21 protein-coding genes are annotated in these 24,366 nt (G+C 56.4%); 20 read left to right on the top strand and 1 reads right to left on the bottom strand.

What is annotated here, in order from left to right:
- Positions 1-31 precede the first annotated feature (31 nt).
- From AC5RE1_RS08565 to AC5RE1_RS08485, 17 genes are all read left to right on the top strand, one after another.
- Positions 32-721, top strand: a complete 690-nt coding sequence (locus tag AC5RE1_RS08565) for a histidine phosphatase family protein (RefSeq protein ID WP_103632573.1) — start codon at positions 32-34, stop codon at positions 719-721.
- A gap of 224 nt (positions 722-945) precedes the next feature.
- Entirely contained in the window at positions 946-1,440 is a 495-nt protein-coding gene (locus AC5RE1_RS08560; protein ID WP_103632575.1) for a SixA phosphatase family protein, read from the top strand.
- 134 nt (positions 1,441-1,574) lie between these two features.
- Positions 1,575-2,336 carry a YebC/PmpR family DNA-binding transcriptional regulator gene (locus AC5RE1_RS08555; protein ID WP_006681110.1) on the top strand — a complete coding sequence of 254 codons (762 nt, stop codon included), beginning with the start codon at positions 1,575-1,577 and terminating at the stop codon, positions 2,334-2,336.
- A gap of 2 nt (positions 2,337-2,338) precedes the next feature.
- Positions 2,339-3,241 (top strand): pyridoxal 5'-phosphate synthase lyase subunit PdxS, encoded by a 903-nt coding sequence (gene pdxS, locus AC5RE1_RS08550; protein ID WP_103632576.1) that lies wholly within the window; start codon positions 2,339-2,341, stop codon positions 3,239-3,241.
- Positions 3,235-3,828 carry a pyridoxal 5'-phosphate synthase glutaminase subunit PdxT gene (gene pdxT / locus AC5RE1_RS08545; protein ID WP_006681108.1) on the top strand — a complete coding sequence of 198 codons (594 nt, stop codon included), beginning with the start codon at positions 3,235-3,237 and terminating at the stop codon, positions 3,826-3,828. The genes pdxS and pdxT overlap by 7 nt, the downstream gene beginning before the upstream one ends.
- Positions 3,829-3,831: 3 nt before the next feature.
- Positions 3,832-4,461, top strand: a complete 630-nt coding sequence (gene ruvC / locus AC5RE1_RS08540; RefSeq protein WP_006681107.1) for a crossover junction endodeoxyribonuclease RuvC — start codon at positions 3,832-3,834, stop codon at positions 4,459-4,461.
- 57 nt (positions 4,462-4,518) lie between these two features.
- The gene (gene ruvA, locus AC5RE1_RS08535; RefSeq protein ID WP_103632577.1) at positions 4,519-5,118 is read left to right on the top strand and encodes a Holliday junction branch migration protein RuvA; all 600 of its coding nucleotides are present in this window, start codon (positions 4,519-4,521) and stop codon (positions 5,116-5,118) included.
- A 25-nt stretch (positions 5,119-5,143) separates the two neighbouring features.
- Entirely contained in the window at positions 5,144-6,154 is a 1,011-nt protein-coding gene (gene ruvB / locus AC5RE1_RS08530) for a Holliday junction branch migration DNA helicase RuvB (RefSeq protein WP_103632618.1), read from the top strand.
- A 139-nt stretch (positions 6,155-6,293) separates the two neighbouring features.
- Complete coding sequence (yajC, locus tag AC5RE1_RS08525) at positions 6,294-6,668, top strand: preprotein translocase subunit YajC (RefSeq protein ID WP_257878402.1); 375 nt, start codon at positions 6,294-6,296, stop codon at positions 6,666-6,668.
- Between the two features lie 33 nt (positions 6,669-6,701).
- Positions 6,702-8,711 carry a protein translocase subunit SecD gene (gene secD, locus AC5RE1_RS08520; RefSeq protein ID WP_493938665.1) on the top strand — a complete coding sequence of 670 codons (2,010 nt, stop codon included), beginning with the start codon at positions 6,702-6,704 and terminating at the stop codon, positions 8,709-8,711.
- Positions 8,708-9,796 carry a protein translocase subunit SecF gene (gene secF / locus AC5RE1_RS08515; protein ID WP_103632580.1) on the top strand — a complete coding sequence of 363 codons (1,089 nt, stop codon included), beginning with the start codon at positions 8,708-8,710 and terminating at the stop codon, positions 9,794-9,796. The genes secD and secF overlap by 4 nt, the downstream gene beginning before the upstream one ends.
- Positions 9,793-10,338 (top strand): adenine phosphoribosyltransferase, encoded by a 546-nt coding sequence (locus AC5RE1_RS08510; protein ID WP_103632581.1) that lies wholly within the window; start codon positions 9,793-9,795, stop codon positions 10,336-10,338. Before secF ends, AC5RE1_RS08510 begins: the two co-directional genes overlap by 4 nt.
- Positions 10,339-10,404: 66 nt before the next feature.
- Positions 10,405-12,696: a RelA/SpoT family protein gene (locus AC5RE1_RS08505; protein WP_006681100.1), complete on the top strand. Its 2,292-nt coding sequence runs from the start codon at positions 10,405-10,407 to the stop codon at positions 12,694-12,696.
- 197 nt (positions 12,697-12,893) lie between these two features.
- A complete protein-coding gene (locus tag AC5RE1_RS08500; RefSeq protein WP_006681099.1) occupies positions 12,894-14,231 on the top strand; it encodes a DUF349 domain-containing protein in 1,338 nt (445 codons plus the stop codon).
- A 3-nt stretch (positions 14,232-14,234) separates the two neighbouring features.
- The gene (locus tag AC5RE1_RS08495) at positions 14,235-14,951 is read left to right on the top strand and encodes an MBL fold metallo-hydrolase (RefSeq protein ID WP_006681098.1); all 717 of its coding nucleotides are present in this window, start codon (positions 14,235-14,237) and stop codon (positions 14,949-14,951) included.
- Positions 14,952-15,113: 162 nt separating this feature from the next.
- Positions 15,114-16,466, top strand: a complete 1,353-nt coding sequence (hisS, locus tag AC5RE1_RS08490) for a histidine--tRNA ligase (RefSeq protein ID WP_006681097.1) — start codon at positions 15,114-15,116, stop codon at positions 16,464-16,466.
- Between the two features lie 241 nt (positions 16,467-16,707).
- Positions 16,708-18,969, top strand: a complete 2,262-nt coding sequence (locus tag AC5RE1_RS08485) for a DEAD/DEAH box helicase (RefSeq protein WP_006681095.1) — start codon at positions 16,708-16,710, stop codon at positions 18,967-18,969.
- Positions 18,970-19,118: 149 nt separating this feature from the next.
- Here AC5RE1_RS08485 and AC5RE1_RS08480 read toward each other — a convergent pair whose 3' ends face one another.
- Positions 19,119-20,495: an MFS transporter gene (locus AC5RE1_RS08480; RefSeq protein WP_006681094.1), complete on the bottom strand. Its 1,377-nt coding sequence runs from the start codon at positions 20,493-20,495 to the stop codon at positions 19,119-19,121.
- 121 nt (positions 20,496-20,616) lie between these two features.
- On the opposite strand from AC5RE1_RS08480, the gene aspS reads away from it, so the two are divergent.
- The 3 genes from aspS (at position 20,617) to AC5RE1_RS08465 (ending at position 24,365) form a co-directional block, all read left to right on the top strand.
- The gene (gene aspS, locus AC5RE1_RS08475; protein ID WP_493938659.1) at positions 20,617-22,434 is read left to right on the top strand and encodes an aspartate--tRNA ligase; all 1,818 of its coding nucleotides are present in this window, start codon (positions 20,617-20,619) and stop codon (positions 22,432-22,434) included.
- 221 nt (positions 22,435-22,655) lie between these two features.
- Complete coding sequence (locus tag AC5RE1_RS08470; protein ID WP_103632586.1) at positions 22,656-23,273, top strand: L-threonylcarbamoyladenylate synthase; 618 nt, start codon at positions 22,656-22,658, stop codon at positions 23,271-23,273.
- A gap of 72 nt (positions 23,274-23,345) precedes the next feature.
- A complete protein-coding gene (locus AC5RE1_RS08465; RefSeq protein WP_480939147.1) occupies positions 23,346-24,365 on the top strand; it encodes a hypothetical protein in 1,020 nt (339 codons plus the stop codon).
- The last annotated feature ends 1 nt before the right edge of the window (position 24,366 follow it).

The raw sequence follows: 24,366 nt of genomic DNA, 5'->3' as shown, positions 1-24,366 counted from the left end.
CAAGGCACGAAGAAGAAACGGAAACACAGTTGTGAAAATCGTCCTCGTGCGTCACGGACAGACCTACGCCAATGAAGCGCACGCTCTTGACACCTCTAGGCCTGGACTACCGCTAACCGCCGATGGGTTGGCTCAAGCCACCGATCTTGCTTCGCGCTGGGAATCTGAAGTCGGGCAGGCTCCAACAGTGGTTGCTGTTTCACCTCTTTTTCGCACTCGCCAAACCTGCGCACCCCTATGCGCTAAGTATGCCCTGACTCCGCTGGTGAGACCAGGAATTCGTGAATTACGCTCAGGTGACGTTGAGATGAACGCTGACCCGTTCTCAGACTCCGTTTACGTTGAAGGAACGGGAAACTGGTCGCACGGTGCAACTCACATTCGTATGTCTGGCGCTGAAACGGGGGAGGACGCGCTTGCCCGTGCGTTGCCCGTTATCGCCGAAGTGGCTGGCCTCGTACTTGAGGAAGATCCGGACGGCGTGGGTGTGATCGTCGCTCATGGAGCCCTACTGCGCCTGCTGGCATCGACGCTTGCGCACAACATCTCCGGCACTCTTGTGATGACTCACTTCATGTCGAATACGGGAACCGTCATCTTGCAGTGGCCCACCGAACGATTCGGCACCTCCGTTCCTCACAACCCCGACGATCTGCGAGGTGCCTTCACTGGTCTGACGTGGAATAACCGTCCAGTTGATCAGTGGGATCTAGAGGATTGATCTCAAAGGGGAAACCCCGGTATCGCATGTAATCGGACAGAAATTCGCGGTGTTCATTGCATGACAGCCACGTCTTGGAATCCGCCCACGGGATTTTCGGGTTTGACCAGGTGATGATCCACACCGCCTGCGCATTACACTCGCGTGCCTGACACACACCGTCAGCGCGGCCTCGTCCCAATGCCATTGAACCTCCTCGATCCCTCACACTGTAATCTTTTCGCATGAGTCAATGCACGCTGATCCTTGTTCGCCACTCTGACCCGGAGTATTTCGCGCTGTCGGATCACTCGCGACCGTTGACCGATCTTGGTCTCCGTCGGGCGCACGAGCTTGGCATCAAACTGCAAGCCGAAGTTGGAGACATCGAACTAGGGGTCAGTTCAACAGCAGTGCGCGCATGGCAGACCTTCGACGAGATCGCGAAGAACCTGCCAATGAGGACCACGTACAAGGATCGTTCAATCTACGATGCAGGGGCAGAGTCACTCATCGAAACGATTAACTCCCTGCCTGGAGAATCCGCACTGATTGTCGGACATCAGCCAACAATCGGCCATGTTGGATACCTGATCGGAGACGATAGTGCGAAAGCCGATCTTGGCACTGGCGTCGGTAAAGCGACTGCTCTGATCATTCAAAGCGAAGGAAGTTTCGCTGATTTTCGTCCCGGCGCGAACCTGCCAGTACGGATTGTCACCGTCCCACGCGTGCTGTAATCGCAGAGTTCAAGGCTGACGGGCATTGGCATCGAACGTTTACTGTGTCCCATAGCCCACCTTTGAAGACGCTGACCTTTTACTAATCCCGCTAAGATATACGGGTACGCAATCCACCCTTCAAGGGAGCAGTAATGTCGGGACACTCTAAATGGGCGACCACCAAGCACAAGAAGGCCGCCATTGACGCGAAGCGCGGAAAGCTCTTCGCTCGTCTGATCAAGAATATTGAAGTTGCAGCACGCACCGGCGGCGGCGATCCCGCAGGTAACCCGACCCTGTATGACGCCATCCAGAAGGCAAAGAAGAATTCCGTTCCCGCTGACAACATCGATCGTGCTGTCAAGCGTGGCTCCGGTGCAGAAGCCGGTGGCGCGAACTACGAAACCATCATGTACGAAGGCTACGGCCCGAACGGCGTTGCATTCCTCGTCGAATGTCTGACCGACAACCGTAACCGTGCAGCTTCCGACGTCCGCCTTGGCTTTACCCGTCAGGGAGGCTCGCTGGCGGACCCGGGTTCGGTTTCCTACCTCTTCTCCCGTCGTGGCATTGTCGAGGTGGGCGCAGCAGACGGCGTTGACGAGGACACGATCATGGAAGCCGTTCTGGATGCGGGTGCTGAAGAAGTGACCGACACCGGTGATGGATTCGTCATCGAATCCGCAGCCTCCGATGTTGTCGAGGTCCGTAAGGCGCTCCAGTCAGCAGGTATCGATTACGATTCCGCTGAAGTTCAATTCGTCGCATCGACCGACGTTGAGGTTGACCTTGAAGGCGCACTGAAGGTTCAGAAACTGATCGACGCTCTAGAAGAATCTGACGACGTTCAGAACATCTACAACAACATGACGTACTCGGATGAGGTCCGCGCGCAGCTGGAAGAAGGGGAGTGACGATGGCTGACTTCACGTCGACTCGCGAAGTTGGTACCCCGCAGGTTAAGCGCGGTATGGCTCAGATGCTCAAGGGTGGCGTCATCATGGACGTCGTTACTCCAGAGCAAGCAAAGATCGCCGAAGATGCGGGCGCAGTTGCCGTCATGGCGCTCGAGCGCGTTCCTGCGGACATTCGCGCACAGGGTGGCGTTGCCCGTATGTCTGACCCGGATCTGATCGATGGCATCATCAACGCTGTCTCCATCCCGGTCATGGCAAAGGCTCGCATCGGCCACTTCGTTGAAGCTCAGGTTCTGCAGTCCCTCGGCGTCGACTACATCGACGAATCCGAGGTTCTCACCCCGGCCGATTACACCAATCACATCGACAAGTGGAACTTCACCGTTCCCTTTGTCTGCGGTGCAACCAACCTGGGTGAGGCGCTCCGTCGCATCACCGAAGGTGCAGCAATGATTCGCTCCAAGGGCGAAGCTGGTACCGGCGACGTTTCCAACGCGACGACGCACATGCGTAAGATCCGCGACCAGATCCGTCACCTCACCTCGCTTCCCGAAGATGAGCTCTACGTTGCTGCCAAGGAACTCCAGGCTCCCTACGAGCTGGTCGCCGAGGTCGCTCGCGAAGGTAAGCTTCCTGTCGTTCTGTTCACCGCCGGTGGCATTGCTACCCCGGCGGACGCTGCAATGATGATGCAGCTCGGTGCTGAGGGTGTTTTCGTTGGATCCGGTATCTTCAAGTCCGGCGATCCGGCGAAGCGTGCAGCTGCCATCGTTAAGGCAACCACCTTCTACGATGATCCGTCCGTTATTGCTGAGGTTTCGCGTGGCCTTGGTGAAGCAATGGTCGGTATCAACGTTGACGACCTTCCGGTTTCTCACCGTCTTGCGGAGCGCGGATGGTGACGATCGGCGTTCTCGCCCTTCAGGGTGACGTTGACGAACATGTGCGGGCGCTAGAGAATTCTGGCGCCCGCGCCGTTAAGGTGCGTCGTCCCTGCGAGTTGGCGAAAGTGGATGGTCTGATCATCCCCGGCGGCGAGTCAACGACCATGTCGAATCTGTTGGCCTCCTTCGACATGTTTGAACCTCTGAAAGACCGTCTTGATGCTGGACTTCCCGCGTGGGGCACATGCGCTGGCATGATTATGCTCTCGTCTACGATCCTTGATGGTCGCGATGATCAGAAGTGCTTCGCCACCCTCGACATGGTTGTTCGACGTAATGCCTTTGGGCGTCAGGTTGATTCCTACGAAGAAGACCTCGTGATTGACGGCATCGAAGGCGACGATTTCCGCGCTGTCTTTATCCGCGCACCGTGGGTTGAGTCCGTTGGCGACACCGTGTCTGTGATTGCGCGCGCCGGAAACGCTGAAGATGGTCCGATCGTGGCCGTACGTCAAGGTAACGTCATGGCAACCAGCTTCCACCCCGAGGTTGGTGGCGATGACCGCCTGCATGAACTGTTCGTTTCAATGGTGGAGAACCGCTGACCCATGCGAGTCATGGGAATTGACCCCGGCATTACACGATGCGGTTTGGGTGTTGTTGACGTTGATGAGTCAAGGCGTGCCACGCTCGTGTATGTCGGGGTTGCTCGTTCTAACAAAGACATTGCGACGCATTTTAGGCTTCGGACGATTGCAGATGCGATTGATAGTGTGATCGCGCAGTATCAGCCTGAAGTTGTGGCGATTGAGCGAGTCTTCGCCCAAGACAACTTGCAGTCAGTGACGACGACGATGCAGGTCATGGGTGCTGCCATGACGTGCGTGGCGCGTGCTGGTCTGCCGATGGCGGTTCATACCCCGTCAGAAGTGAAGTCTGCTGTTTCTGGAAACGGCAATGCGGATAAAGCGCAGGTTCAGGCGATGGTGTCGCGTATTCTTCGCTTGTCGAAGCCTCCGAAGCCCGCGGATGCTGCAGATGCGCTTGCAATCGCAATTTGTCATGCGTGGCGGGGGACAGGTCTACTGGGTGTTGGCGATGATTCATCAGTTTCTGTTTCTATCTCTGGTCGCTTGACTTCCAAAGGGTCAATGACACCCGCGCAACGTGCGTGGGCGGAAGCTCAAGCTGCGCAACGCCGGACAGGTGCTGTTGATCCGCGACTGCGTCGCAAGTAAAATAGAACAGGTGTTCGCATTGGGTGTGGGCGCTATCGATCCAATACAGGAGAACAATTGATCGCACAGTTGAGTGGAACAGTGGCCTCAGTTGGTTTGGATTCAATTGTCGTGGTTGTCTCCGGCGTTGGTTTCGATGTGAAGGTCGTGCCCACATACGCTCAGCAGGTGCGCGTCGGTGACGAGCTCACTGTTGCAACATCGCTTATTGTTCGCGAGGATTCCCTGACACTCATGGGCTTTGAAACGGCTGATCAGCGTGATGTATTCACCATCTTGCAGACCGTGTCCGGTATTGGACCTCGTATTGCCCTTGGTGCGCTTGGCGTTCTTAGCCCCGATGATCTTCGTCGTGCCGTTCGTGATCATGATCTTTCAACCCTGGGCAAGATCCCCGGTGTTGGAAAGAAATCAGCGCAACGCATGGTGTTGGAGCTAGGGGAGAAACTCGGTCAGCCCGCACATCTTGGAAAGGCGGGAACCGGAGCCGCACTCGCCATGGGCGCTGTCGAAGAAGATGTTGTGGCAGCTTTGGTTTCGATGGGATGGAAGCAATCCCAGGCACAAGCGGCAATCGATACGCTGGGTGGACAGGGCTTGGGGGCGTCTGATTTGCTCCGTGCCGCTTTGCTGAAGTTGGGAGGCTCTCGTGGCTGATTCTTTCGATTCTCCCGCAGAGGCAATGCGTATTGTTGCTCCTGATGCCGGTGAGCTTGAACGTGCTGCAGAAGCAGCTCTGCGTCCCAAGCGCCTCACTGAATTCGTCGGACAAGAAACTGTTCGTGAACAGCTTCAGCTTGTTCTCGATGCGGCACGTGGCCGTGGCGTGAGTCCCGACCATGTTCTTCTTGCCGGTCCTCCCGGGTTGGGTAAGACCACTTTGGCAATGATTATTGCCGCCGAAATGGGGACATCGCTCCGCCTGACCTCCGGTCCGGCAATCCAGCATTCGGGTGACCTTGCTGCGATCCTTTCAGGGCTTCAAGAAGGCGACATTCTTTTTATTGACGAAATCCATCGTCTTGCTCGCACCGCAGAAGAAATGCTGTATCTGGCAATGGAAGACTTCCGCGTCGACGTTGTCGTGGGTAAGGGGCCCGGCGCAACCTCGATTCCGCTGACGCTTCCGCCTTTTACCGTTGTCGGTGCGACTACGCGCACGGGCCTGCTACCGGCTCCTCTGCGTGACCGTTTCGGTTTTACCGCTCACCTTGAGTTCTACGAGACACACGAACTTGAAGCAGTCGTCACGCGTTCCGCTGACCTTCTTGGCGCCCCCTTGGACGCTCAGGCGGCTCACGAAATCGCCTCCCGGTCAAGAGGCACCCCGCGTATTGCCAATCGCCTTCTTCGTCGCGTCGTCGACTATGCCCAAGTACGTGGAAGCGGCGCTTTGGATCTTGAAGCTGCCCAGGGCGCACTCACCCTGTTCGAGGTTGATCGCTACGGTCTCGATCGTCTTGACAGAGCAGTACTCGACGCAGTCTGTCGGCGTTTTGCTGGGGGACCGGTTGGATTGACCACTCTTGCGGTCACGGTAGGTGAAGAAGCAGAGACGGTCGAAACCGTCGCTGAGCCCTACTTGGTTCGTGAAGGATTCCTTGTTAGAACCAACCGCGGACGTGCCGCCACGCCCAAAGCTTTCCAACATTTGGGGCTGACACCGCCCGCCGAATCTATGCTGTTTAGCTGAATCACAGTGTTATTCGCCTGATTTGACCGCCTTTTTCGCTAAGAGAGCCTTCTTCGCATTAGACTGACCAGGGTGCGCTCTACGCGCGTTCATGACTAGAAAGAGGCAATCCGTGGGTAACTTCCTCCAGGGCGGCAACATGACCTTTATCCTACTTGCGCTCATCCTGATCGCGATGATGTGGTACTCAAGCCGTGGTCGCAAGAAGATGGCTGAGCGTCAGGCTCAAATGGAACGAGATATGAACGAGAAACTCGTTCCCGGTGCTTGGGTGAAGACCGCTGTTGGATTCTGGGGTCGCTTTGTCGATCAGGACGGCGACATCGTCGTACTCGAGACGATTGATGGTACAGAGATGTACTGGGATCGTCAGATGATCCGTTCCGTTGGGGACGAACCGCCTTTCGCTTCAGATGAGCCCGCTGTCGAACTGGCCGAAGAAGAACCGCAAGAACCGATTCTTGGCCTCGATGATCCCGCTACGGATGATGCATCGACCGACGAAAAGAACTGAGTATCCCGAGCTAGGGACTGGGAGTAGTTAAAAGTGTCTACACGTAAACGCCGACCTGTGCGTTCACTTGTCACCCTCATTGTTGCAATGGTGGTGGCAGCGGCCGGACTGGTGATTGGCAACGTCACCAAGGGGACCTCGTTGGTTCCCTCGCTCGCCCTCGATCTTCAGGGCGGCACCCAACTGATCTTGACGCCGAAGTCGACCGAAGAAGGCGACCGAGCGATCACTGAAGACGACATCACGCAGGCGATTTCAATTATTCGTAATCGTATTGATGCCTCCGGTGTTGCCGAATCAGAGATCACTTCGATGGGCTCGGATAACATTGTTGTTTCAATCCCAGGTACGCCTTCACAGGAAACTCTCGACCTGATTCGTTCGTCCTCGCAGATGAACTTCCGACCTGTTCTCCGTATCGGTCTGGCTTCCCAGAAAGTTGCGACCTCCTCAACCGCCGAGGCTTCAGACAAAGATTCTGAACAGTCAGCTCAGTCTGCTGATAAAACTCAATCAGCGACAGAACAGGCTTCGGCTGATGGCGCCCAGTCAGCAGACGGTGCTCAGTCGGTTCAGCAGGTGTCGACCGCACTGGATGAAGAATCCGCGATGAAGGTCGCTGATCTGAATCAAGACGGTGTTCTCTCAGACCAGCCGAATTCGACTCCTGCTAATGGAACGGATCTTGCATGGATCACAGAGCAGGTTCTCTACGACTTCTCCGTGCTTGACTGCACCAACTCCGAAGCTCGCCAGCAGACCGAAGGTGCTGCAGACAAGCCCTACGCTGCCTGCGATAGCGATGGTCAGCTGAAGTACATCCTTGGTCCGGTTTCGGTTGCCGGTTCGAACCTTTCGAACGCAACTGCCGGCCAAGTCACCAACTCGACCGGTCAGGCAACCGGCGCGTGGGGTGTCGACCTGCAGTTCGATTCTGAAGGTACGAAGGCATTCGCAGATTCTTCCGAACTGCTCTACTCCTACAAGGATTCTGACGCCGAAGGAAAGAGCTTCTTCGACTCGCCGGATCGCAACCACTTTGCCGTTGTTCTTGACGGTTCGGTGATTACTGCTCCTTCAATGAATGCTGTCATCTCTGATGGTCGTGCTCAGATCACCGGTAACTTCACCGCGAAGTCAGCCACCGCGTTGGCAAACCAGCTCAGCTTCGGTTCGCTTCCCCTGAACTTTGAAGTTGAGTCCGAACAGCGTATTTCCGCCACACTGGGTTCTGATCACCTGCAGAAGGGCATGTTGGCTGGCGCCATCGGCTTCCTGCTGGTCATCCTGTACCTGATCTGGCAATACCGTGGTCTGGCGCTTATTTCTGCCGGTTCGCTATTTGTTGCAGCAGCACTCACCTACATCGTGATCGCGCTTCTGTCGGCGACGATGGGATATCGTTTGTCGCTCGCAGGCGTTGCAGGCTTGATTATGGCGGTCGGCGTCACCGCTGACTCGTTCATCGTCTACTTCGAACGCGTGCGTGACGAGGTCCGTGACGGTCGCCCGCTTGCTGCCGCAGTCGACGAGGGCTGGGATCGCGCTAAGCGCACGATCCTCGTCTCCGATGCCGTGAACCTGGTTGCAGCTATCGTCCTCTACCTGCTGGCAGTCGGTGGCGTGCAGGGCTTCGCGTTCACTCTCGGTGTGACAACCGTGATCGATATTGCTGTCATCTTCCTGTTCACTCACCCGATGATGGAACTGCTGATTCGTACCAAATTCTTCGGCGAGGGACATCGTCTTTCCGGTCTTGATCCCGAGCACCTCGGTGCAAAGAACTCGCTGATTTACGCCGGTCGTGGTCGTGTTGTTATGCCGAAGCAAAAGCAGGGCAAGGGTGCGACGGCTCAGCCTGTGACTGAAGGCAAAGGGGTGAGCCTTGCTCAGCGTCGTCGCGCGCAGCGTCTTGCTGAAGCTAAAGCTGAAGCTGAAGCGCAAGTGGAAGAAGCTCGCGCATCTGCGGATAGTGAAGCGACGAAGGCTGAGGGTAGCGCAGTCGATGGTGAGGCTGCCGAGCAGAAAGGGGACGCGAAATGATGTCGTTCGCCCAGTGGGGTAATGCTCTGTACTCGGGGGATAAGTCCTACCCGGTTGTCCCTAAGCGCAAGGTTTTTGTTGGTCTTGCTGCAGCCTTGATTGGCGTTGCTTTTGTTCTTTCAGCAGCCATCGGCCTCAATGCTTCCATTGAGTTCACAGGCGGTGCGCAGTTTGATGTGACCCGAGTCAGCGATCAGTCTGAGGAAAAGGCCTCGGATATCGTGACTGGCACCGGAATTGTTTCCACCGCGAAGGTGACGAAGGTTGGTACGGATTCTGTTCGTATTCAGACTGAATCTGTTGATTCGCAGCAGGCGGCGACGATTCGTGATGCGTTGACCAGCGCGTACGGTGTTGATCCGGCCGATGTTCAGTCGTCAACGATCGGCCCGTCCTGGGGTGCTTCGGTGACTTCGAAGGCTACTCAGTCGCTTGTCATCTTCATGTTGCTCGTCGCGATCTTGATGACCCTGTACTTCAGGTCATGGACTATGGCGCTGGCCGCTCTGCTGGCACTTGTCCACGATATTGCCCTCACGCTTGGTGTTTTCGTTATCACCCAGGTTGAGGTTTCGCCTGCAACGGTCATCGGCTTCCTGACGATTCTTGGTTACTCTCTGTACGACACGGTCGTTGTATTCGACAAGGTCCGTGAGTTGACGAAGGGCATCTACGACCAGAAGCGTTTCACTTTTGCCGAATATGTGAACTTAGCCGTCAACCAGACCATGGTTCGTTCGATTAACACGTCGGTTGTTGCATTGCTTCCGGTCGGTTCGATTCTGATTATCGGTGCTTTGCTTCTTGGTACCGGTACTCTGACCGATATTTCGCTGGCGCTGTTCGTCGGTATGATAGCCGGCACCTACTCGTCGATCTTCATTGCGTCCCCGCTTCTTGTTCTGCTTCAAGAACGTTTGAAGAAGACGAAGGCGCACACGGAGTCGGTCGAAAAGGATCGTGCGCGTCATGTGGCTGTGGGCAAGGGTGACGAGGGTGCCTCCACTGTGAAGGTTGCTCCTGTTCGTCCGGGGCAGCGCCTCTCGAATGCTCACCAGCCGAAGAGGAAGAAAGAGCATCGATGAGTGGTGAACTTGGCGCGCATATCGGTGAACTTGTTGACTCGAATCTCGGTCTTGTTCAAGATTTCCCGGAGCCCGGTGTTCTGTTTCGCGATATCACTCCGCTGATTGCAAACGGTCCGGCGTTTAAAGAGCTCATTGAGATGCTCGCCGAGCGCTATAAGGGGAGTGTCGACGCAATTGCAGGTCTGGAGTCGCGTGGCTTCATTCTTGGAGCGCCACTTGCCGCTGAACTCGGTGTCGGTATGCTGACCATCCGTAAAGCAGGCAAGCTTCCCGGTCACGTTATCGGTGTCGACTATGACCTTGAATACGGTAGCGCTCGCATGGAGATCCGACCCGAGTCGGTGACTCCAGGGTCGCGTGTGCTGGTCATCGATGACGTTCTTGCAACAGGAGGCACTGCTGCTGCGTCGGTTGATCTGCTCCGTCAGTGCGGAGCACACGTGAGCACCGTTGCTGTTCTTCTGGAGCTTGAGGCTTTCGACGGGCGCGAAAAGCTTGCCGAACATGATGTCGTCACCGAATCAGCATTGGTAGTCTGACCTGCGGTTCCTCGTTTAGTTGCGGTCAAATATGTTTGACACGTCACAGGTGCGTATCATAGGAGCATGACTGACCAGGCTAACTCCGCTCACTCAAAACCAGGCGTGGCCGGATCTCGTGTGAGGTCCGGCCTCGTATGGTTTGGCGCACGCACGCGCCCGACGATTCCTGAGATCGAACCGTTGGTTCGAGCACTGCGTGCGAACCATCCGAAAGCCGATGTGAGCATGATCGAGCGTGCCTATCGCACGGCCGAATTGCATCACCGGGGGCAGGTTCGTAAATCGGGTGAGCCGTATATTACTCACCCAGTTGCGGTGGCAACGATTCTTGCTGAAATGGGTATGACTACCCCGACACTGGTGGCTGCTCTTCTGCATGACACGGTTGAAGATACGGACTACACGGTTGAAGAGCTAGCAGCGGAATATGGTGAGCCGATTGCGGCGCTCGTTGACGGTGTGACGAAGCTGGACAAGGTGCGCTACGGCGAATTTGCTCAATCTGAAACACTGCGCAAGATGCTTGTTGCGATGAGCCGCGATATTCGAGTTCTTCTCATTAAGCTTGCTGACCGTCTTCATAATGCGCGCACGTGGCGTTTCGTCCCCCCGTCGTCAGCGAAGAACAAGGCGCGAGAAACGCTTGAGATTTATGCGCCTCTTGCTCATCGTCTGGGCATGAACATGGTGAAGTGGGAACTCGAAGAGCTCTCCTTTAAGACTCTGTACCCTCAGATTTATGAAGAGATCGATCGCTTGGTTGCAGAGCGGGCTCCCCAGCGCGATGTGTATCTGCGAGATGTGATTGGTCAGATTGAAGAGGATCTTCGTCGTTCAGGGACGAAGGGCACTGTCTCTGGTCGCCCCAAGAACCATTATTCGATCTATCAGAAGATGATCGTCCGTGGTAAAGCATTCGATGAGATCTTCGATCTGGTGGCCGTTCGTGTCCTCGTAGAGTCAGTGAAGGATTGCTACGGCGTTCTGGGTTCTTTGCATGCTCGGTGGAATCCGATTCCTGGGCGTTTCAAGGACTATATCGCTATGCCGAAGTTCAATCTGTACCAGTCGTTGCACACGACGGTAATTGGACCCGGTGGTAAGCCTGTCGAAATCCAGATTCGTACTTTTGAAATGCACGAGCGTGCCGAACACGGTGTTGCCGCGCACTGGAAGTACAAGCAGAATCCGAATGCGACTGGCGTCGATACAGATCGAATGAGCAACGATGAACAAGCCAACTGGCTTCGCTCCCTTGTCGAGATGGAACGTGAAACGGGTGACCCTGAAGAGTTCCTCGATTCTTTGCGCTATGAGATCGCCGGCGACGAAGTTTATGTTTTTACGCCGAAGGGGCAAGTTGTTGTTCTGCCAGCGCATGCCACACCTGTTGATTTCGCCTATGCGGTGCACACTGAGGTTGGGCACCATACGGTTGGTGCGAAAGTGAATGGGCGCCTCGTTTCGCTTGATACTCAGCTTGAGTCTGGCGAAACGGTTGAGGTTGTGACCTCGAAGTCCGACAAGGCTGGTCCGTCACGCGACTGGCTTGCTTTTGTGGCATCTCCGCGTGCGCGTTCGAAAATTAAATCGTGGTTCTCTAAAGAACGTCGCGAAGAAGCGATTGAAGAGGGCAAGGAAGCGCTTGCGAAGGCAATGCGTAAGCAGAATCTTCCTCTTCAACGCTTGATGAGTCATGAGACGATCCTGTCGGTGGCAACGTCGTTGGGCTATTCCGATGTGTCCAGCCTGTATGCGGCTGTCGGTGAGAGCCAGGTTTCGCCTCAGAACGTTGTGTCAAAACTTGTCGAGAATCTGGGTGGAGGAGACGGCACCGAAGAAACTCTGTCCGAAGGAGTGACTCCGGGTGCAACTCGGATTCGCACTCAATCGGGTTCGTCCGATGCGGGTATCACCGTTGCCGGTATGGAGTCCAAAGATATTTGGGTGAAGCTGGCAAAGTGCTGTACCCCGGTTCCGGGCGATGATGTTGTTGGTTTTATTACTCGCGGTCAGGGCGTGTCCGTCCACATTGCTTCGTGCCATAACGCTGTTCGACTGAAGGAATTGCAACCTGAGCGCTTTGTCGACGTTTCTTGGGCACGGGGAGTCAGCGGACAGGTGTTCCGTGTTCAGATCCAGGTCAAGGCTTTGGATCGTGCGGGATTGCTGTCGGATCTGACGAAGGTGATGTCGGACTATCGCGTCAACATTGTGTCTGCGTCAACGAAGACGACGTCCGATCAGGTTTCGCTTGCTCGATTCTCGTTTGAGTTGGCAGATATGGCGCATTTGAATGCGGTTCTTTCCGCTCTGCGTCGCGTCGATGGGGTGTTCGAGGCCGTTCGCGTGTGACATCTCTGCGCGTTAAAGGACGGGGCAATCGGGGCAAAACAGCCGTAATCGTCCATGTCGTAAACGCCAGTTTATGAAATGGGGGCCAAGGACGTAGACTGACAGGGGTGCACCACATCGGTGCACTGAGAACCACGCTCCGTGGAGACTCTTCCACGCATCGGCGCATAGCGCCCTCGCCATGAAAGGCAATGATTGTGACAACGACGCCGACCCCCAAGCCTGCTCCCTCTTCTGACGAGCAGAACATCACCCCTTCGGCTCCGGCCAAGGAAACTCCCGTGTCCGCGTCGAGTACGCCACTCACTCACGAGTTCGGTCGTATCGATGAAAACGGCACCGTTTACGTTGTCGATAACGGCACTGAGCGTGTTATTGGTGGCTACCCCGAAGGTGTGCCTGCAGAGCCTTTCGCCCTTTACGAGCGTCGTTTTGCGGATATTGAGGCAACCGTCAAGCTGTTCGAACATCGCCTTGCAACCTTGGCTCCCAAGGATATTGATCTGACTCTTGCGACGATCACCGAAGCTCTTGAATCTCCGAATGCTCTGGGTAACCTTGCTGCGTTGCGCGAACGTGTTGAGAGCGTGAAGGTGCGTGCTGAAGAGCGTAAGGAAGTAGCAAAGATTGAACGCCAAGCTGCTCGTGAGGAAGCTTTGAAAGCTCGTAGGGCAGTCGTTGAGGCTGCTGAAGCCATCATCGCTCAGGCTCCTGAGCGTATTCACTGGAAGCAGTCTGGTCAGAAGCTCCGTGATCTGCTCGACGAATGGAAGTCGTTGCAGCGCAAGGGACCGCGCATCGAAAAGGCTGTTGAAGATGAGCTCTGGAAGCGTTTCTCTTCGGCGCGTACTCAGTTTGATCGTCAGCGTCGCCAGTATTTCTCTGCTCTCGATCAGGCACAGTCTGAGGCGAAGCGAGTGAAGGAAGCCATTATCGCCGAGGCTGAAGCTTTGCAGACCTCGACCGATTGGGGCGCCACTTCGGGTGCATACCGTGAGCTGATGAATCGTTGGAAGGCGGCTCCTCGCGCATCCCGTAAGGAAGATGATGCTCTGTGGGCACGTTTCCGTGCGGCACAGCAGGTCTTCTTCGACGCACGTCGCGCGAAGGACGAGGCCACTGATTCTGAGTACCGCGAGAATCTTGCTGCCAAGGAAGCACTTGCCGACGAAGCAGAGAAGATCCTGCCTGTGGAGGATCTTGAAGCTGCGAAGACCGCCCTGCGTTCGGTTCAGGATCGCTGGGAAGAAATTGGTCGAGTTCCTTCCTCTGACTTGCATCGCATTGAAGGTCGTCTGCGTGCGGTTGAATCTGCAATCCGTGAGGCAGAAGAAAACGAATGGCGTCGTACCAACCCTGAAACACGTGCACGTGCTCAGGGTATGCTCGGCCAGCTCGAGGCTCAGGTTGAGTCCCTCGAATCGGATCTTAGCGTTGCCAAGGCGAAGGGTGACGAAAAGAAGGTCAAGTCCCTTACTGAGGCTCTGGAGACAAAGCGCACCTGGCTTGCTCAGATTCGCACCTCTATGGAGTGATCAGTGAAAATCACTGTTATTCCAACGCCGTACTACGCAGCCAACTGCGTGGTGCTGGTTGCCGATGGCGAGCCGGCGGCGCTGGTCGTCGATCCGTCAGCGGGAGTGCAGGATAAGATTCGCGAGGTCTTGGTCGCGTCTCAGGCTCATGTCGGAGCTGTTCTTGCAACTCACGGTCATCCTGATCATGTCTGGGATTGTGCCGAGGTTGCCTCGTGGGCGCCTGAGACTTCTGCCCCTACGTGGATCCCGGCTCCTGATCGATACCGAATGGATGATCCGGCATCGCATATTCCGATGCCCGTGCCCCCGAGCATCGGCCCGTGGGTGAAGCCCGCCGATCTGCGCGATTTTCCGGGTGGTAGCGTTGAGGTGCTTCCCGGTATCTGGATGAAGATGGTTCCAGCTCCAGGTCACTCTGAAGGTTCTGCCGTGTTTATCGGTCACTGCGATATTGAGGTTGAGATGAAGGGACAGAGTGTCTTCTCGTCTTCAACCCCGGTTCCATGGGCTCTATCTGCTGATGTGCTTTTTGCTGGTTCGGTCGGTCGTACGGATCTTGCCGGTGGCGATGAGACTCAGATGCGCCATTCGCTACGCACTATTTCACATGCTTTGGATCCTGCAACCCTCTTGATCCCGGGGCACGGTCCAACGACGGTTTTGTCGCATGAGATTGAGACAAATCCGTATTTGAGGCGGGCTCGTACACTCGGCTGATACCTATCAAGAACTAACGGTGGCCTTGGGGATTCCCAAGGCCAACGTGTTTTTCGGCTAGCGGTTTTTTTAATGTCTGCAGGGCTCGACCTTAACGGGGATCAGAGCCCGAATATCGTTGCCCGTTTTAGGCAATACGCCTAGGCGTGGAACAATAGAGCCATGGCACGTACATCTCTTTCCGGTTTCCCCGAATGGCTCCCTGAAGGTCGAATCATCGAACAATATGTTCTTGACCATATTCGTCAGGTCTTTGAGTTGCATGGTTTCTCTGGGATTGAGACTCGTGCGGTTGAAACGCTTGAGCAGCTTGAGGCAAAGGGGGAGACCTCGAAAGAGGTTTATGTCCTTGACCGCCTGCAAGCGATGAAGGATGCCGAAGCTGGTCGTCATTCGTCTAAGGAACGCAAGATGGGTCTGCACTTTGACCTGACGGTTCCTTTTGCTCGGTACGTCATCGAGAATGCGAACGAGCTTGATTTCCCATTCAAGCGCTACCAGATCCAGAAGGTCTGGCGTGGTGAGCGTCCGCAGGAAGGGCGTTTCCGTGAGTTCACTCAAGCTGACATCGATGTTGTTGGCAACGGTGATCTTCCTTTCCACTTCGAGGTCGATCTTCCTCTTGTGATGGCCGAAGCTCTTGCAACGCTTCCGATCCCGACAGTGCACGTGCTCGTGAACAACCGCAAGGTCGTTCAGGGCGTGTGCGAATCTCTCGGTGTTACCGACGTTGAGGCTGCATTGCGTGGCCTCGACAAACTGGACAAGATTGGTCCCGAGGGCGTTACCGCAGAACTCGCATGCTCGAATATCAATGGCGAGCAGGCCGAGAAGCTTCTCAAGATGGCCCAGATCCGTAGCAATGATCCCGATGAGATCCGTTCTAGAATTGCTGGACTCGGTTGCGAAGGCGAGCTTCTTGCCGAAGGCTTGAATCAGCTGTGTGCGCTCCTCGAGGAAGCTCATCGTCGTATGCCCGGCGCTGTCATCGCTGATCTGAAGATCGCGCGCGGCCTGGATTACTACACCGGCTCCGTTTACGAATCGGTGATTGAAGGCCACGAGGACCTCGGCTCCATTTGCTCCGGTGGGCGTTACGATTCGCTGGCAAAGGATGGGAAACGCACCTACCCGGGCGTTGGTCTCTCGATTGGCGTCTCGCGTCTGGTTTCCCGCATGATTTCAGCACCGATGGTTCAAGCTACCCGCAAGGTTCCTGCCGCGGTCGTTGTTGCTGTCATCGACGAGACAGATCGCGCTCGCTCGGAAGATATCGCAATGCAGTTGCGTAGCCGTGGAATTAGCACCGATGTTGCACCGAGCGCGGCCAAGTTCGGCAAGCAGATTAAGTTCGCTGATAAACGAGGTATCCCATTCGTCTGGTTCCCGGGAATGGAAGGTGAAGCCGACACGGTCAAAGACATTCGAAGTGGAGAACAAATCGAAGCTGACGCTTCGACGTGGACTCCGTCTGCTCAGGACTTGAAGCCGCGTGTCATCTCGGTCGGAGCGTGATTGTCGAAACGGGTCGTAGCTGATGCTTTTGGGGGCGGTGAGTGATCTCACCGCCCCCAAAAGCATCGTTTCGTGAAGGAGCAACGTAGGCTTGTTTGAGCGATGAGGCGCGCCTTGAATGAAAGTGATGGGCACCGCTAAGCGGTGGATGTTGTGGGATGAGGTTGCGCCGAAGGCCCCACAGTGGCCCGGCTTGATAGAAATCAGCCTCGAATGAAACACACAATCCGATAGGAATACTGTGCCTGAAAAACAGGAAATGAACCTCAACACCGTCGACGAATTGAACGAACCTGCCGAAACGACTGGCGCCGTTGAAGAGCTTCCGGCCGAAGAAAACGACACCCTGGACTTAGAATCCGGCCTCGTCGATGATGAACTCGAGAACGCCGAAGATGGCGGCGAACGTGAAGACGACGAAGAAGAGCCTTCCATCACCTTTGCTGACCTTGGTCTTCCCAATGAGATCCTCGATGCTGTCACCCAGATGGGGTTTGTGACACCGACTCCAATTCAGGAAAAGGCGATCCCGTCCCTGCTCGAATTGAATGACGTTGTCGGTATTGCCCAGACCGGTACCGGTAAGACCGCCGCTTTCGGTCTGCCTATGCTCGCGATCGTGGATGCCGATGAGAAGCTCGTCCAGTCCCTCGTGCTTGCTCCAACCCGCGAACTTGCCATGCAGTCCGCGCAGGCCATTGAGGATTTCGCAGCCCGTACACGTGGCCTTGATGTTGTTTCCGTCTACGGTGGTTCACCCTATGGCCCGCAGATCAACGCTCTGAAGAAGGGGGCGCAGGTCGTCGTCGGCACCCCTGGGCGTGTCATCGACCTTATTGAAAAAGGTGCGCTAGATCTGTCCGGCGTGCGCATGCTTGTCCTCGACGAGGCCGACGAAATGCTGCGCATGGGCTTCGCTGAAGACGTCGAAACGATTACCTCGTCCGTGCCTAAAGACCGCCTGACCGCACTGTTTTCCGCCACGATGCCCCAGGCGATTGAACGCATTGCGAACACTCACCTGTTTAACCCCGTGAAGATCGCTGTCTCGGAAGAATCTTCGACTGTTGACACGATCCACCAGACCTACGCTGTCGTGCCGTTCAAGCACAAGATCGGCGCCTTGTCTCGCGTGCTCGCGACGCGTGCCCAGCACATCGCTGCCGGCCAGGAAGACGCCGATGCCGCGATTGTGTTCGTGCGTACCCGCGCCGACGTTGAAGAGGTTTCCCTCGAAATGTCAGCACGAGGTTTCCGCGCAGCCGGTATCTCCGGTGACGTCGCGCAGACTGAGCGTGAACGCATGGTTGCACGTCTGCGTGCCGGCACGCTCGACGTGCTGATCGCAACCGACGTTGCGGCCCGTGGCCTCGACGTTGAGCGCATCTCCCTTGTCGTGAACTTCGATGTTCCCCGTGAACCGGAAGCCTACGTGCACCGCATCGGTCGTACCGGTCGCGCCGGTCGCGAAGGTCGCTCGCTTACTTTCTTTACTCCACGTGAACACGGTCGCCTGCGTCGCATCGAGAAGCTGACCGGCACCCCGATGGAAGAGATCCAGATTCCGTCGCCCGCAGCAGTCTCTGAGTTCCGTTCGCGTCGCATGCTCGAAGGTCTCAACGCTCGCATCGAACGCGGTCGTCTTGAAATGTACAAGAACCTGCTGACCGAGGTTCAAGAAACGTCTGAAACCGACATTATGGACATCGCTGCCGCGCTCATGGCGAACGCTGTTGGTGACGAGGGTCCGGCTTTGCGCGTTGAAAAGGATCGCCGTGGCAAGGGCAAGATCCGTAACGAAGAAGAAATCGACGAGTCCGGAGAATTCGTTGGTGCTTCATTCGAGGGCGGTCGTGATAAGGATCGTCCGCTGAAGCCAGGCCACCAACGCGGTCGTGGTCGCAAGGCATCCTTTGGTGTCGGTACCCGATACCGCGTTGAGGTTGGCAAGAAAGACCGCGTGAAGCCCGGTTCGATTGTCGGAGCGATTGCTGGTGAAGGTGGCGTTGACGGCCGCGACATTGGCAATATTGAAATCTTCCCGACCTTCTCGCTGGTCGAAATCTCCGGCGACCTGACCGACGATCAGTTGCGCCGCATTGGCAAGGGCTACGTTCAGGGTCGTCCGTTACGCATTCGCGTGGACCAGGGCCCCGGTAAGGGCGGGCACCGCTCTGACCGCGAACGTAGCTTCGACAAGGCTAAGAAGTTCGATCGTTCGGGACGCCCCGAACGCGACCGTGGCGAACGCGAATATGCGCGTCGTTACGAACGCGATGACAAGCCACGTCGTGCGCACAAGGACCGCAACGACCGCTTTGATCATCATGCGCACCACGAGTCGTCCGACCGTCGCTCATCGCTACGTGCCGCGAAGCGTTCCGGCTCTTCTGATCGTTTTCGCGCGAGTGGCCGTGGCAAGTCCTCCGATCGTTTCGACCGCGGTGGCAAGTCAGGTTCAAAGGGCACGAGGTCCTTTGGTTCTCACCGTCACTCACGCTGAATGTAGCGGTGGCGCGATCTGACACAGGGGGTTGACGAGGCCCAGAACGAAGCGCTTAAACGCAAAGGGATGGCGGATGAAATCATCTGCCATCCCTTTGGTGTATCTGCCTACGGGCTCGTGATGAGCCTCGTCAAACGGCGAAATAACTACGAAGCTGAAGGGGCATCGCCACCCTTGATTCGCAATGATGCGACAAGAGCGACCACGGTGACGATCAGGGTGATAACGGGGGAGGCCAAGTAGGAGAGGGGCCCTACTGGCATGACCAGCGCGAAGAGAGCGAAGGCAATCGACACTAACGCGAGTTCGATTGATGCACCTGCGGCGTCGGCGACCTGAAGCCACGATGCAACTTTACCGTGCTCCGAAGTATCGGTAAGCCCCAGTGTCAGCACTGAGAGTGTCGAGTGCATGAGTCCCGTGCCAAACCCGGCAACAAACCAGCCGACGAGCGCCGGCCACACGGGCCACGACGCAATCACAAGGAACAGAATCGGGACAAGACCAAGCGTCAGCAGAGCCATGCCAATCGCGGGCAACTGCATGCGACGGTCGGGGTCGTGGACTCGAGCTTGGTAAGTCGCACCGGCAGACCACGAGATCGTACCGATGGTGACAGCGAGAGCGGCATGATCTGCATCCCACATGTGAACGCGTTGCAAGACAAGTGGCAGGAATGCCGACGCACCGGCCTGAGCGCCCATGGCAAGCAGGCGCGTCATAATCGCCGCGGGCATCCCACGCTTCAAACGCATCGCGCCCTTGGGGAGAAGCTGGGGGAGAGCCCAGCCGGTGAGCACAAGCCCCACAATGATCAAAATGATCAGTTCAATGCCACCGAGAGCCCCCGACAGCTGAAGCATCAGAACACCGGTGCCCGCGACCACAGCGAGCAATCCCAAGTGCTTCAGATTCTTCACCGGGTGCGTTGTGGACGAACCGAGCTGGCGAAGAACAGAAATCAGGGGAAGAACGGCAAGAAGAGCCAAGAACGGAACCGCCCAAAAGACCGGGCGCCAGCCGAAGTACTGCGCGACATACCCAGCAATCGCGGGACCAACGAGGCCCGGCAGAACCCATGACAGAGAGAACGCGGCGAAGAAGAAAGGTCGATGATGAACGTGGGCAATCGAACCAATGAAGACATACAGCGGAACAATAATGAGTCCGCCACCCAAGCCCTGGATCAGACGACCGACAACGAAAATCGCAATGTGAGGAGCGAACGCTGACGTGAGCAGACCGGCGACAAAACAGGTAAAGCCTGCAAGAAGAACCGTCCGAGGCCCTTTTGAATCCGCCAGCGCTCCTGCGATGACGGTCGCGCTGAGCTGAGCTGCGAGAGCTGCGCCAGAAGCGACTGAGAACCACGCTTCGGAATCCAGATCCGCAACGACATTCGGCATGATCGTTGTTGTGGCAAGCCCCTCAAACGCTGCAAGCGTAATCAAAAGAACTGAGCCTACGAGCAAAGAAATCTCAATAGGTTGCCATTTGAGGCGTGTGGAATCTTCAGCAGTCACCTGCGAATCTTCCCACTCCTAGAGCCCCGCGAGCAAAGCAAGCGAACAAGAGCGCATAAAGGGGAGTAAAATCGCGGTGCCGCCGCCCGTCTCGCGGATGGCCACAATGAAAGGAAGACACGTGCTGCGCACTCATAACATTGGCACCCTCAATACCGACCTTGTCGGTCAGACCGTTACTCTGACCGGTTGGGTGGATCGCCGCCGTGATCACGGCGGCGTTGCATTCGTCGATCTCCGCGATGCATCCGGTATTGCACAGGTTGTCGTCCGCGACGAATCCGTCGCCCACGAGCTCCGCTCCGAATTCGTCCTCAAAGTCACCGGCGAGGTGTGTGCTCGCCCCGAGGGTAACGAGAACCCTCACTTGCCCACCGGCGCCATCGAAGTGATGGGCGACGACATTGAAATCCTCAATACGTCCGCACCTCTTCCTTTCCAGGTCTCTGCGCACGCAGAAGACTCCGGCAACGTTGGCGAAGAAACTCGCCTGAAGTACCGTTACCTCGACCTTCGTCGCGAACCGGAACAGTACGCGCTGCGTCTTCGTTCCCAGGTGTCGCGCGCCGCTCGTGACACTCTCTACACGCACGACTTTGTCGAAATCGAAACCCCGACCCTGACGCGTTCGACCCCCGAAGGTGCTCGCGACTTCATCGTCCCGGCTCGTTTGTCGCCCGGCTCTTGGTACGCACTTCCACAGTCCCCGCAGCTGTTCAAGCAGATGCTCATGGTTGCCGGTATGGAACGCTACTTCCAGATCGCACGTTGCTACCGTGACGAGGACTTCCGCGCTGACCGTCAGCCAGAATTCACCCAGCTCGACATCGAAATGAGCTTCGTTGACCAAGATGACGTCATTGCCGTTGCCGAAGATGTCATGATGAACGTCTGGAAGCTCATCGGCTACGACCTGCCTACCCCGCTTCCTCGAATGACCTACAAGGACGCGATGGAAAAGTACGGCTCTGACAAGCCCGACCTTCGTTTCGGCCTCGAGCTGGTTGACCTGACCGAATACTTCAAAGACACCACGTTCCGCGTCTTCCAAGCTCCCTACGTCGGCGCAGTCGTCATGCCCGGCGGTGCTTCCCAGCCGCGTCGCACCTTTGACAAGTGGCAGGAATGGGCGAAGGCACGCGGTGCAAAGGGCCTCGCCTACGTCACCATTGGTGAAGACGGCGCCCTCGGTGGCCCCGTTGCCAAGAACATCACCGATGCTGAGCGCGAAGGACTGGCGGAAGCAACCGGTGCTCAGCCCGGCGACTGCATCTTCTTCGGTGCGGGTAAACCGACCGCCTCGCGCGAATTGCTCGGCGCGGCGCGCCTCGAAATTGGCAAGCGTTGCGATCTGATTGACCCCGACGCATGGGCATTCACCTGGGTAGTTGATGCTCCGCTGTTCAAGCCCACCGGCGACGCAGAAGCAGAAGGCGACGTTGCACTTGGCCACTCCGCATGGACCGCTGTGCACCACGCATTTACTTCCCCAAAGCCCGAATGGCTGGACTCCTTCGACAAGGACCCGGGCAATGCACTTGCCTACGCCTACGACATCGTCTGCAACGGCAACGAAATTGGTGGCGGATCAATCCGTATCCACCGCCGTGACATCCAGAACCGCGTCTTCAATGTCATGGGTATTGGCGACGAAGAAGCCCAGGAGCAGTTTGGCTTCCTGCTGGATGCCTTCAAGTTCGGCGCTCCGCCACACGGTGGCATTGCATTTGGTTGGGACCGCATCGTTTCGTTGCTCACCAAGTCCGAGTCGATCCGCGACGTCATCGCCTTCCCGAAGTCGGGTGGTGGCTACGATCCGCTGACCGAAGCTCCCGCTCCGATTACGCCTCAGCAGCGTAAGGAAGCTGGTGTTGATGCCCAGCCGAAGAAGCGTGGCGAAGAGGAAACCTCCAAAAAAGAGGCCGGTGAATCAAAGTGATAGCGCGCGTCCAATGACGCCCCCTATCGTTCGCGTGGAAATTTCATCTCCGGTGAACACCTGAGCGCAGAGGGCGGTACTGAAGACTGAGCTCTTCGGTACCGCCCTCTGATTTATCCCATGGATTTCATCTGTGTCACCAGACTTCTTGCATGGCAGATTCGTCAGGTGGTAGGTCTGTTTCACCTGCATGAGTGCGTGATTTAGGGCACACTGTATGTATGTCGTACGTAGAAATGCACCCAGAGAATCCACAAGTTCGTTTCGTGAACAAAGCTGTCGAGATCTTGAACAACGACGGCGTGATCGCGCTTCCGACTGATTCGGGATACGCGATTGCCTGCAAGCTCGGCAACAAGGCTGGCATGGATACGATTCGTTCGATTCGTCGTTTGGACGAGAAACACAACTTCTCGCTCTTGTGCCATTCTTTTGCGCAACTGGGTGAACTTGTCATCGTCGATAACTCTCAGTTCCGTACGATCAAAGCTCTGACTCCGGGTGCCTACACTTTCATTTTGCCTGGAACTAAAGAGATTCCTCGCATGACGCTGAACAAAAAGAAGCACACAGTTGGTGTCCGCATTCCCGATCATGTCATTACCCAAGAGATCGTTGCAGCGCTTGGCGAACCGCTTCTGTGTTCGACACTGATTTTGCCCGGTGAGAGCGAACCGATGATCGACGGGTTCGAGGTGGATGATCGCATCGGTAAGTTGATTGACCTAGTGATCGTTGCTCCCGTCGGTGGTGACGAGGCCACAACCGTGATCGACTTCACCCAGGGTGCTGGAGTGGTCGCGCGTGCTGGTGCGGGGGATACCTCACTTTTTGAGTAAGTACTTCGTATGACCTTCTCACTTCTCTCCTGATAGGCTCAATGGAGCATATTGAGTAAAGGGGAGGGAAGAATGGCGCTACAACGCCATCTTGGTGCTGTTCGTGCGCATTTCGCGCGTATTCTTGCACTCCTTTTTGTGCTGGTTGGATTTGTTTTAGCCTGTGCTACCCCGTCGTTTGCGCAGGGCGATGGAAAGAGCGCGAACAGCCCTTTTTTAAAGGACTCTCTCTCAGACACGTTCACGGTCCTTTCAAGTTGTAGTGGACTTGACGCAACGCACCTTATTGCCGTCTACCTTGACGGTAACGGAACCCTTTTGCAACGTAGTGAAGCACTGGCAAACCCGCTGACCGGCGAAAAGCTTGACGCGAAGGTGTGGGCAGTTGGTACCTATGACGCGCAGAAAGAGCGTTTCGTGGCACCCGTTGAGATCCCTAACGGCACGAATAATGCTGACGGTACTTTGTGGGAAGCTAACGCCGCTCATCAACTCACTGTCTTCTATCTGACCAAGGATGGTCACAGTGCAGGAGAGGCTTGCGGGTTCACGCGCTGGGTCGGCATTACGCAAAAGGCAATCCCGATTACTCCAGTCGATCCCGTTGAACCTGCTACTCCCGTTCAACCGGTAGATCCAGTGATTCCCAGTGAGCCTGAAAAGCCCGTAACCCCCGGTGCCCCGGTTGTTCCTGAGCCCGTTACTCCTTCAGCGCCGGCTGCACTGTTGCCTGATGCCATTTCTGCGCAGACGAACACGGCGGCCGCCCGGAGTGCTTCGAATCCAGCTGTTCAGGTTCCTGCCCAGCAAACGACGCTTGCTTCTCCCGTTCCAAGCGAAGCAAGCTCAACGGAAGACCAATCTGCCCAGCCAACAGTGAAGCTTCTTTCCTCCCAATCAAGCGAGTCGTCGGCGTCTTCCCTGTCGGCGGAAGCCATTCTTGCTGCGCACGAAGCTAACGCCGACAACGGTGCTGCAATGAACGCGGCGATGGCTTTGTCCGCATCAGCCTTCGCGGCCGGTGGTGGCATGGTGTTAATCGCTGGTGGCGTCGTTGCACATCTACTGTCCGCCTCAGCGCCCACTCAGTGAA

This window comes from Actinotignum sp. usb-actsch-rep-73 (assembly GCF_059082735.1).
Note: the sequence above shows the minus strand (reverse complement) of the source record. Positions and strands in the feature narration are given on the sequence as shown.